This is a genomic window from Yersinia sp. LJYL362 (assembly GCF_048323875.1).
Map to the genome: position 1 here is coordinate 1 of NZ_JBLWEX010000113.1, position 10,809 is coordinate 10,809.

Sequence of the window (10,809 nt, forward strand, 5' to 3'; positions counted from 1 at the left end):
CAGCTAATCTCCCTGCAAACTCAGCCAGAACGCGTGCAGAGTGCTATGTATAACGCATCGATGCGTTTAATGCAGATTCGCAACCAACTCAATGGATTGGCTCCGAATCAAGAAGTTTTACGGCCCACCCAACAGCAAGCGCTATTGACTGAACAAGTCATGCTAAATGCGCAGCTAGATTTACAGCGTAAAAATCTGGAAGCCAATACCACCTTACAAGATTTACTGCAAAAACAGCGGGATTACACCACTGCGCACATTAATCAGTTGGAGCGTTATGTCCAGCTATTGCAAGAGGTGGTGAGCGGTAAACGGTTGATTCTTTCGGAGAAAACAGCCAAAGAAGCGCAAGTGCCTGATGATGCGACTGATATCCAAAATGACCCATTGGTTAGCCGTGAATTGGCGATAAACAAAGAGTTGAGCCAGCGGCTGATTAACGCTACTAAAGAAGGTAACACGCTGGTACAACAGAATATCCGGGTCAAAAACTGGCTGGATCGTGCATTACAATCTGAACGTAATTTAAAGGAACAAATTACCGTTTTACGTGGCAGCTTGTTGCTTTCCCGTATTCTGTATCAGCAGCAACTCAACTTACCTGCATCTGGGTTGATTACCAATATGGGTCCACGAATCGCTGATTTGCGCCTGGAACAATTTGAAATTAATCAGCAGCGTGACCAGCTATTCCAGGGGGATGACTACATTCAAACCCTGATGACTGACAGTAAAGAAAAAGTCAGCCCTGATGTTGAAGACGCACTGGGGCAAATAGTTGATATTCGTCGCGAATTGTTAGATCAATTGAATAAACAGCTGGGCAATCAACTGACTCTGGCAATTAACCTACAAATTAATCAGCAGCAGTTATTGAGTGTTAACGAGTCACTACAACATACGCTGACACAGCAAATTTTCTGGGTTAGTAGCAATAAACCAATGGATTGGTCTTGGCTAAAAGCATTGCCGGGAGCAGTGAAAGCTGAGCTGAGTAATTTTAATTTTACCCTGTCATGGAATGATGTATTAGCAGGGTTAATGAAATCACTGGTATTCCTGATACCAATGCTGATTGTGGTCGGTGTGATCCGCTCACGCTACAAAATCATTAATAAGCATCTGGATAGTCTGGCCGCTGATGTCGGGCAATTAAAACACGACAGTCAAATGCACACACCGAAAGCCATCATGCTCACCTTGCTGAAAGTGTTGCCAGGGTCTCTGATCATATTGGGTATAGGTTATTGGTGTTTGCGTTCAGATTTTAATCTTAGTGATTTCTTCTGGAGTTTCTTCCAACGTCTGGCGCTGTTCTGGCTGGTGTTTGACCTGACCTATCGCATGTTATCGCCAGGTGGCATTACCGAGCGGCACTTTATGATAGCCGCTGACCGATGCGCCCATTATCGACGTCAAATGGTGCGATTGGGGGCTGCATTACTGCCTGTTATCTTCTGGTCTGCCTTGGGGGAGAAAAGCCCACTTCGGTTGGTAGATGATGTTATCGGGCAGGTCGTCATTGTTATTGCTTTGGCATTGTTGGCGCTGTTTGTCTATCCATTCTGCCGTGATAGCTGGCGTGAGAAAGATTCTCACGCGGTTCGACTCGTGATAGTCACCGCTATTGCAGGAACGCCGATCATATTGATTGGATTAATGGTTGCTGGGTATTTCTACACAACTCTGCAACTGGCAGGCCGCTGGATTGATAGTCTCTATTTATTATTCCTGTGGAATATCATTTACCTGACGGCGATTCGTGGATTGGGGGTTGCGGCACGACGTTTAGCCTATCGTCGCGCCATCGCCCGGCGACAAAATCTGGTGAAAGAGGGGGCTGAGGGCGGTGAGCCGGTCGAAGAACCCCCACTGGCACTGGAACAAATTAACCAGCAGTCATTGCGTTTGACCACTATGGTTCTGTTCCTGATTTTCGCCACTTGTTTCTATGCCATCTGGGCTGATTTGATAACGGTTATCTCCTATCTCGACAGCATCTCTTTGTGGCATTACACCACAACCGTGGCGGGCGCGAGTGTTTCTCAGGCGGTCACATTGGGAAATATGCTCGTGGCATTAATGGCGCTAGTGGTTGCTTATATCCTGACGCGCAACCTGCCCGGATTGCTTGAGGTGGTGGTGTTGTCGCGGTTACAGCTACGTCAGGGCACCTCTTATGCCATCACCACCATTTTAACCTATCTCATTACCGCGATTGGGGGGATAACTGCACTCAGCTCTCTCGGGGTATCGTGGGATAAACTGCAATGGCTGGTTGCCGCGCTGTCAGTTGGTTTGGGCTTTGGTTTGCAGGAGATTTTTGCCAACTTTGTATCGGGTTTGATTATTTTGTTCGAACGCCCTGTTCGTATTGGCGACACCGTAACCATTGGCACTTTCTCCGGCAATGTTAACAAAATCCGTATTCGTGCCACCACGATCACCGACTTTGACCGCAAAGAGGTGATTATTCCGAATAAGGCCTTTGTTACCGAGCGCCTGATCAACTGGTCGCTATCAGATACTATTACCCGGATTATTATTAAAGTTGGCGTTGCGTATGGCTCTGATTTAGCGAAAGTTAAAGATATATTGCTAAAAGCGGCTCATGAGAATCCGCGGGTTATGACTGACCCTGAGCCTCATGTATTCTTCCTCAACTTTGGTGCCAGTACCCTTGATCATGAATTGCGGGTGTATGTACGCGAATTACGTGACCGCAGCTATACGGTTGATGAATTGAATAGTGCGATTGATAAGTTATGCCGCGAGAATGACATCAACATTGCGTTTAATCAGTTGGATGTGTATTTACACAAACCTGATGGCACTGAAATTCAAGAGGTAAGCCGGCCTTTTGATACGAAAGAATTGCCCTCTGCACCGTCGGAGAAGTCGCCAATTGGGGATACCAAACCTGATTTACCGGATATCAACAAGCCACTCGCTTAAAACTGTTAGGTAGGGGTAACGGTGAATTCATACGTTTTGCATGTAACTAACTACAACAAGGCGATACTCGATGGTATCGCCTTGGCTAAACATCAGGAATAACCGGGTCAATCAGATGTTTGATTGCGCAGCTTATGCTGATAATCAAGTTGCACGATAGCTAACGCTGCCAGTGCTGTTTCCGGCGCTATCTCATTGCATTCCAGCAAGTAGATAAGATCTACTGCCAGTTGCAGTTCTGGTGAAGCTTTTTCAACTGACATAATCTGGCCAATATTTGATTTTCAGTGAGTGAGGAAAGTTTGATGGGGATAAGTTACTGCCAGTTCCCACCTAACTTGATTTCAATTCATCTACCCAATAGATTTCAAGCTGTACTCAGGTGGCTAGTGAGAAAACCCGATAAGTTCACATAAACACAGCACATGGGGGATTGAACCAGCTAACCCCTGCAACTTGAAACAAGGTAGGTATAAAACATTATAGAAAAGTATTCGCTATCGAAACCCTAATGATTCAAAAAATGTGATAAATATTCAAAAACCGTTCTCTTTCTTCTCAATACTGCGTTCTATTTTTATCAGTGCCTGCCGGCAGCGCATTAAACGGCCCTCCAGTGCGGCGAGTTCTTTTTGTATCTTCTGTTGCTCGGTCAATAAATTTTGCTTACCCAGTTGGCTTTCTCTGTCCTGAATCATGGCCAGTATTCGCCGCTCATAATCTTGATGCTCAGCCAGCTTGTGGTAAGGGTCTAACTTATTATACTTGGGTTCAGGGTTGGTTTTTCTCAGCTTTTGAGTGGCTAACTCTCGTTGTAAGGCGGATATTTGTGCGACCAGCTTTTCAGCTAAAAAGGCGACCTGCTGTGTACGATTCTCTGCAACGACCTGTTTTAATTGGGCCATGTTTTTGTGTACTTCCAGTAGATAATCGCGAAAACGGTTACCATGATTGCCAAATAATTTCAGGTCAAAACGGGCCTGCTGAGAAGGCATGTTAGCTTGTGGGCCGACCTGAGCCGATAATGCCTCAATTTGGCTTTCAAGCACCTGTAATAGCTTTTCTGTACTCATGGCGCTTCTCCTGGGGGATTTTTCCGCCAGCTTGCCTTTGAATGTCGATGCTTACAAGCGAGGGGCGGCTAAAACGCTATGTTAGTGGTAATAATGCCAATAATATCTATTGATGATGACCAGTGCATGCGTTAATGATAGGACCACATTGAGAAATATTATTATAAAGGGAGTGTATGTCTCGTTGGTTGTTGATAGCTTTGGGTTGGCTGGCAGTGGTTTTGGCAACCTTAGGTGTTGTGCTTCCTTTGTTACCCACTACGCCATTTTTGCTACTGGCGGCGTGGTGTTTTGCACGATCCTCTCCTCGTTTTCATCATTGGCTGCTTTATCGTTCATGGTTTGGTAGTTACATACGCACATGGCAGCAACATCGGGCTTTGCCCCCAGGCGTTAAATGGAAAGCAATATTGGTGACGGTGCTCACGTTCACAATTTCGCTCTGGTTGGTGAAAATTTGGTGGGTCAGAGGCATTTTGCTGGTGATATTGACGTTATTATTGACCTTTATGTTACGGATGCCAGTTATTGACCTATCGCAACAAAAAAGGCCCTGAGTCGTTCACATCAGTTGCATTTTAATGCCAGTTTGCATAGATTTGAGCGTTTTCGTGCGCGGGATATCCCCTCGTTGCATCCTTAGGGTTAAGGATGACGTAATTTACTCTATCGAGGCGTGATGGGTTGATAGGCTAAGTTACTCAGTTGATGCCATTTTAGCATCGACTGGCCGCGCTTTAGTATGTACAGCAGTTTTATCAGGCACAAATTATGACCGCTACTGCACCTAATACAGCACAACAGCTTAAATATATTAAAGACAGTATCCAAACTATCCCCGATTACCCAAAAGCGGGAATACTGTTCCGTGATGTGACCAGCTTGCTGGAAGATCCATTAGCCTACGCCGCCAGCATTGAGCTGTTGACTGAGCGCTATCTGGATAAGGGCGTAACTAAAGTCGTGGGTACCGAAGCGCGTGGTTTTCTATTTGGTGCGCCAGTGGCTTTGTCTCTTGGCGTTGGCTTTGTTCCCGTCCGTAAGCCGGGCAAGTTACCACGTGAGACCATCAGCGAAAGCTATGAGTTAGAATACGGTACTGACAAACTTGAGATCCACACCGACAGCATTAAACCGGGCGATAAGGTCTTGGTTATTGATGACTTACTGGCGACCGGTGGGACAATTGAAGCGACGGTTAAACTTATTCGTCAACTGGGTGGTGAAGTCACCGATGCCGCGTTTGTGATTAATTTACCCGATTTGGGTGGCGAAGCTCGCCTGAATGACCAAGGCATTACTTGCTACAGTCTGGTTGATTTCTCTGGCCATTGATTGTACTGAAAATATCAGCCTCGCTGTCAGTAGTGAGGCTGTGTTAGCATGACCTTCTATATTATTCAACTTCTCCGGTATTAATGAGCTATCAGGTCCTTGCCCGTAAGTGGCGCCCCAAAACGTTTGCCGACGTCGTTGGTCAGGAACATGTCCTGACGGCGTTGGCTAATGGCCTTTCATTAGGGCGAATTCATCACGCCTATTTATTTTCTGGCACCCGTGGGGTAGGTAAGACCTCTATTGCCCGGTTGTTAGCCAAAGGCCTCAACTGCGAAACGGGCATTACTGCCACCCCTTGTGGCACCTGTGCAAATTGCCTGGAAATCGAGCAAGGTCGTTTTGTTGATCTGATCGAAATCGATGCGGCTTCGCGCACTAAAGTCGAAGATACCCGCGAACTGCTGGATAATGTCCAATATGCGCCGGCTCGTGGCCGCTTCAAAGTCTATTTGATCGATGAAGTGCACATGTTGTCACGGCACAGTTTCAATGCCTTGTTGAAAACTCTTGAAGAACCGCCAGCCCATGTGAAATTCCTGCTGGCGACAACCGATCCGCAGAAGTTACCCGTCACCATACTTTCTCGCTGTTTGCAGTTTCACCTAAAGGTCATTGATGTTGAGGTGATTCGTGCCCAGCTCGAAAAAATACTGTTAGCCGAGCAAATCAGTAGTGATGCCAGAGCATTACAATTACTAGCGCGTGCTGCTGATGGCAGTATGCGCGATGCGCTCAGTTTGGCTGATCAGGCCATCGCGATGGGGGATGGTCATGTCACTACCGCCACTGTCAGCCAAATGTTGGGAACATTGGATGACGAACAACCGCTGGCGATTATTGAAGCGTTAGTGAGTGCCGATGGCGCACGCGTGATGGCCCAGCTTGAGCAAGCGGCATCACGCGGTGTTGACTGGGAAAATCTATTAGTCGAAACCTTAAGTTTGCTGCACCGCATTGCGATGGTGCAGTTATTGCCCTCCATGCTGGATAATCACTACGCGACTATTGAGCCGCGATTACGCGAGTTGGCGCGGACACTGCCGCCGACAGATATCCAACTGTACTACCAGACATTGCTGGTGGGGCGAAAAGAGTTAGCATATGCCCCTGACCGCCGCATGGGGGTCGAAATGACTTTATTGCGTGCCTTGGCGTTTCACCCTAAAGCGATAATTGCCGAGCCACAGAGGGTGCCAGTTAGTGCTCCTGCGGCGATAGCGGATAATACACCAGCGCCGCAGCAACATTTTCAGGCTCCGTCATCTACCCAACATGCGCCACAGCATGAGGCCCCGCCATTAGGTGCCACTGCGTCGGTTAACACCGAGCTTCCAGACGCTACCGCGCAATTGCTGCAAGCACGCACGCAGTTACTGCGCAAGTCGGGGACGACCCCACCAAAAAAGAATGAGCCGGCAGCGCCAGGAAAAGCGCGGCCGGTAAACTCAGCGCTGGAGCGTTTAGCTTCGGTGACTGAGCGCAGCCAGCAGCGCCTGGCCGCCAAATCCACGGAAGAGAAGAAACCGGCGAAGAAAGAAGCTTATCGCTGGACTGCGCAGAATCAGCCAGAGGTGCCAGCAGAGCCGGTAGCGACACCAAAAGCATTGCGATCGGCATTGGAGCATGAAAAAACGCCGGAACTTTCTGCTAAATTGGCTCAAGAAGCGATGGTTCGCGATCCTTGGGCAGCAGAAATTGATAAATTACACATTCCCAAATTGGTGCAACAACTTGCGCTGAATGCATTTAAAGAAGAAATAGAACCGGGTAATATTCGCCTTCACCTGCGTTCTGCTCAGCGCCATTTAAACTCGCCTTCGGCACAAAAGACGTTGGCAGACGCATTGAGTGAATTACACGGTAATACAGTCACACTAAGTGTTATCGAAGATGATAATCTGGCGGAGCGTACCCCGTTAGAGTGGCGGCAGGCCATTTATGAAGAAAAGCTGGCACAAGCACGCCAGTCAATTATTGCGGATAATAATATTCAGACGCTGCGTCGTTTCTTCGACGCCGAACTGGATGAAGAAAGTATCCGACCGGTTTAACCGCTGCGATAAGTGCATGGTGCACTGACGCGGCCCCTTGCTATGAGAGATGACTATGTTTGGTAAAGGCGGTATTGGCAATTTAATGAAGCAAGCCCAGCAGATGCAGGAAAAAATGCAGCAGATGCAGGAAGAAGTCGCCAAATTGGAAGTTACCGGTGAATCTGGCGCGGGCTTGGTAAAAGTGACTATCAATGGGGCGCATAACTGCCGCCGGGTTGAAATCGACCCAAGCCTGTTGGTCGAAGAAGATAAAGAAATGCTGGAAGATTTGATTGCTGCGGCATTGAACGATGCTGCTCGTCGCATCGATGAAACGCAAAAAGAAAAAATGGCTTCAGTATCAAGTGGTATGCAGTTACCACCAGGCTTTAAGATGCCGTTCTGATGCAAACCAGTCCACTCCTTGAATCATTGATGGAGGCGTTGCGCTGTTTGCCGGGCGTAGGCCCGAAATCGGCGCAACGTATGGCATTCCAATTGCTACAGCGGGATCGTAGCGGTGGAATGCGCCTGGCACAGTCATTGACGCGTGCAATGTCTGAAATTGGTCACTGTGCTGACTGCCGTACCTTTACCGAGCAAGAGCATTGCACCATTTGCTCTAATCCACGGCGGCAGCAAAATGGTCAAATCTGCGTGGTCGAAAGCCCGGCAGATATCCATGCCATTGAGCAAACAGGCCAGTTTGGTGGGCGCTATTTTGTGTTGATGGGGCATTTATCCCCCATGGACGGCATTGGCCCCGGTGATATTGGTTTGGATTTGCTTGAAAAACGGCTGGAAACTGAAACGATCACTGAAGTTATTCTGGCGACCAACCCGACAGTCGAAGGGGATGCAACTGCCAACTATATTGGTCAGATGTGCGGTCAGTATGGTGTGTTAGCCAGCCGTATTGCACACGGTGTGCCAGTCGGTGGTGAGTTGGAAATGGTTGATGGTACAACCCTATCCCACTCATTAGCGGGACGTAATCCCATTAAGTACTAGTTTTAGCAAGTCCCATCCTATTTAATCTGCTGGGCGATTGTTTTGTTATTGATTATCATATGAATAATTTCATCCGTGATGTTCAATCAATCGCCCCTGATTCTCTATTTTTTCTGTGTTAAGGCTTGAAAGCCCCCACAATTGACCCCATTTGATACTCACTGTTCGATTTTATCTACCTGTCGGTAATTTGGATTGAGGTAATTAATGAGTATGAAAGGTCAAGAAACCCGTGGATTTCAGTCAGAAGTAAAACAACTTCTTCATTTGATGATTCACTCGCTTTATTCCAATAAAGAAATTTTCTTGCGCGAGCTTATCTCTAACGCCTCTGATGCGGCAGATAAACTTCGTTTCCGCGCACTGTCTCACCCAGAATTGTTTGAAGGCGATGGCGAGCTGCGTGTGCGTTTATCTTTTGATAAAGAAAAGCGTACTTTGACCCTAAGTGATAACGGTATTGGTATGAGCCGTGAAGAAGTCATTGATAATCTCGGTACTATCGCGAAATCAGGGACTAAAGCATTCCTCGAATCTATCGGCTCAGACCAGGCGAAAGATAGCCAATTAATTGGCCAGTTTGGTGTGGGCTTCTATTCTGCTTTCATCGTGGCAGATAAAGTCACCGTTCGCACTCGCGCTGCTGGCGCGCCCGCAGATGCAGGTGTGTTCTGGGAATCAGCAGGCGAGGGTGATTACACCATAGCGGATATCACCAAAGAAGAGCGCGGTACGGAAATTACTCTGCATTTGCGCGAAGGTGAAGATGAATACCTTGATAACTGGCGCTTGCGTTCTGTTATCAGCAAATATTCAGACCATATTGCACTGCCAGTCGAAATCGAAAGTAAAAATGAAGAAGATGGCACTGTCACTTGGGAGAAAATCAACAAAGCCCAGGCGTTGTGGACTCGCGGCAAAGCTGAAATAACTGACGACGAATACAAAGCATTCTACAAACATATTGCTCATGACTTCACTGATCCACTGATTTGGAGTCATAACCGCGTAGAGGGTAAGCAAGAGTACACCAGTCTGTTGTACATCCCGGCGCAAGCGCCTTGGGATATGTGGAATCGCGACCATAAGCACGGCCTCAAACTGTATGTACAGCGCGTGTTTATCATGGATGACGCTGAGCAGTTCATGCCGAATTATCTGCGTTTTGTTCGCGGCCTGATTGATTCCAATGATCTGCCGCTGAACGTTTCGCGCGAGATCTTGCAAGACAGCCGTGTAACGCAGAACCTGCGCAGTGCGCTGACCAAACGTGTACTGCAAATGTTGGAAAAACTGGCTAAAGATGACGCTGAGAAGTATCAGCAGTTCTGGCAACAGTTTGGTATGGCTCTTAAAGAGGGGCCAGCGGAAGACGGTAGCAACAAAGATACCATTGCCAAGTTACTGCGCTTTGCTTCGACCCATACTGACAGCTCCGCGCAAACCGTGTCGCTAGAAGACTATGTCAGCCGCATGGCCGAAGGGCAGGAGAAGATTTATTACATCACTGCGGATAGCTATGCCGCTGCCAAGAACAGCCCGCATTTGGAGCTGTTCCGTAAAAAAGGCATTGAAGTCTTGCTGTTGTCCGATCGTATTGACGAATGGATGATGAGCTACCTGACTGAGTTCGATGGTAAAGCTTTCCAATCAGTCAGCAAAGCAGATGACTCATTGAACAAATTGGCCGATGAAGAGCGCCCAGAACAGCAAGAAGCGGATAAAGCGCTGGAGCCTTTTGTCGAGCGTGTGAAAACGCTGTTGGGTGAGCGTGTAAAAGATGTCCGTCTGACCCACCGTTTGACGGATACTCCGGCCATTGTCACCACGGATGCGGATGAAATGAGCACGCAAATGGCGAAATTGTTCGCCGCTGCGGGTCAGCAGGCACCGGAAGTGAAGTATATCTTTGAACTGAACCCGGAACATAGCCTGGTCAAACGTGCTGCTGATGTGGCTGATGATACGCAGTTCGCTGAATGGGTTGAGTTACTGCTGGATCAAGCACTATTGGCTGAGCGAGGAACCCTAGAGGATCCTAACCAGTTCATTCGTCGAATGAATCAGTTATTAACCGCTTAATCTAGTATTAGAACGCCTCGGATAGATAGCTTATTCGGGGCGTTTTTATTTTATTTCAATGAATTAAATTTTTATCCTGCCTGTTTCTGCCGATCCAATTCTACGAAGTCGCCTCGTGCGCCTTGAGCCAACCCCCCTGAAAATGGTAAGGTTGCTTGTTTCCGCAATTTTGATTTGTTTACGTAAAAATACATAGAAAAACTACATAGCAAGGGGATTTACGCAATGCGTATCATTCTGCTGGGCGCTCCGGGCGCTGGTAAGGGTACTCAGGCTCAATTCATCATGGAGAAATACGGTATTCCGCAAATCTCTAC

10 protein-coding genes and 1 other annotated feature are annotated in these 10,809 nt (G+C 47.6%); of the genes, 8 read left to right on the forward strand and 2 right to left on the reverse strand.

Going from position 1 to position 10,809, the window contains the following annotated elements; genetic code table 11:
- Positions 1 to 2,955, forward strand: a 2,955-nt coding sequence (gene mscK, locus ACNSO8_RS05020) for a mechanosensitive channel MscK (protein WP_418394011.1), incomplete at its 5' end; no start/stop codon positions are given.
- A gap of 107 nt (positions 2,956 to 3,062) precedes the next feature.
- On the opposite strand, the gene rsmS is transcribed toward mscK, so the two are convergent.
- Entirely contained in the window at positions 3,063 to 3,218 is a 156-nt protein-coding gene (gene rsmS, locus ACNSO8_RS05025) for a pleiotropic regulatory protein RsmS (RefSeq protein ID WP_050321690.1), read from the reverse strand.
- Between the two features lie 273 nt (positions 3,219 to 3,491).
- Positions 3,492 to 4,028, reverse strand: a complete 537-nt coding sequence (gene priC, locus ACNSO8_RS05030; protein WP_005167706.1) for a primosomal replication protein PriC — start codon at positions 4,026 to 4,028, stop codon at positions 3,492 to 3,494.
- A gap of 176 nt (positions 4,029 to 4,204) precedes the next feature.
- Here priC and ACNSO8_RS05035 point away from each other — a divergent pair, with 176 nt between their 5' ends.
- From ACNSO8_RS05035 to ACNSO8_RS05065, 7 genes are all read left to right on the forward strand, one after another.
- Complete coding sequence (locus ACNSO8_RS05035) at positions 4,205 to 4,585, forward strand: DUF454 family protein (RefSeq protein ID WP_418394012.1); 381 nt, start codon at positions 4,205 to 4,207, stop codon at positions 4,583 to 4,585.
- A gap of 214 nt (positions 4,586 to 4,799) precedes the next feature.
- Complete coding sequence (apt, locus tag ACNSO8_RS05040; protein ID WP_019081278.1) at positions 4,800 to 5,363, forward strand: adenine phosphoribosyltransferase; 564 nt, start codon at positions 4,800 to 4,802, stop codon at positions 5,361 to 5,363.
- A gap of 83 nt (positions 5,364 to 5,446) precedes the next feature.
- Entirely contained in the window at positions 5,447 to 7,417 is a 1,971-nt protein-coding gene (gene dnaX / locus ACNSO8_RS05045) for a DNA polymerase III subunit gamma/tau (RefSeq protein ID WP_046051443.1), read from the forward strand.
- Positions 6,747 to 6,811 (forward strand) — a sequence feature (DnaX frameshifting element). Its footprint overlaps the gene before it by 65 nt.
- Positions 7,418 to 7,472: 55 nt before the next feature.
- Complete coding sequence (locus tag ACNSO8_RS05050; RefSeq protein ID WP_019081276.1) at positions 7,473 to 7,805, forward strand: YbaB/EbfC family nucleoid-associated protein; 333 nt, start codon at positions 7,473 to 7,475, stop codon at positions 7,803 to 7,805.
- Positions 7,805 to 8,410: a recombination mediator RecR gene (gene recR, locus ACNSO8_RS05055; RefSeq protein WP_019081275.1), complete on the forward strand. Its 606-nt coding sequence runs from the start codon at positions 7,805 to 7,807 to the stop codon at positions 8,408 to 8,410. Before ACNSO8_RS05050 ends, recR begins: the two co-directional genes overlap by 1 nt.
- Positions 8,411 to 8,623: 213 nt before the next feature.
- Positions 8,624 to 10,492, forward strand: a complete 1,869-nt coding sequence (gene htpG, locus ACNSO8_RS05060; RefSeq protein ID WP_032901629.1) for a molecular chaperone HtpG — start codon at positions 8,624 to 8,626, stop codon at positions 10,490 to 10,492.
- A 225-nt stretch (positions 10,493 to 10,717) separates the two neighbouring features.
- A partial coding sequence (locus tag ACNSO8_RS05065; RefSeq protein ID WP_148695432.1) for a nucleoside monophosphate kinase occupies positions 10,718 to 10,809 on the forward strand: 92 nt, incomplete at its 3' end.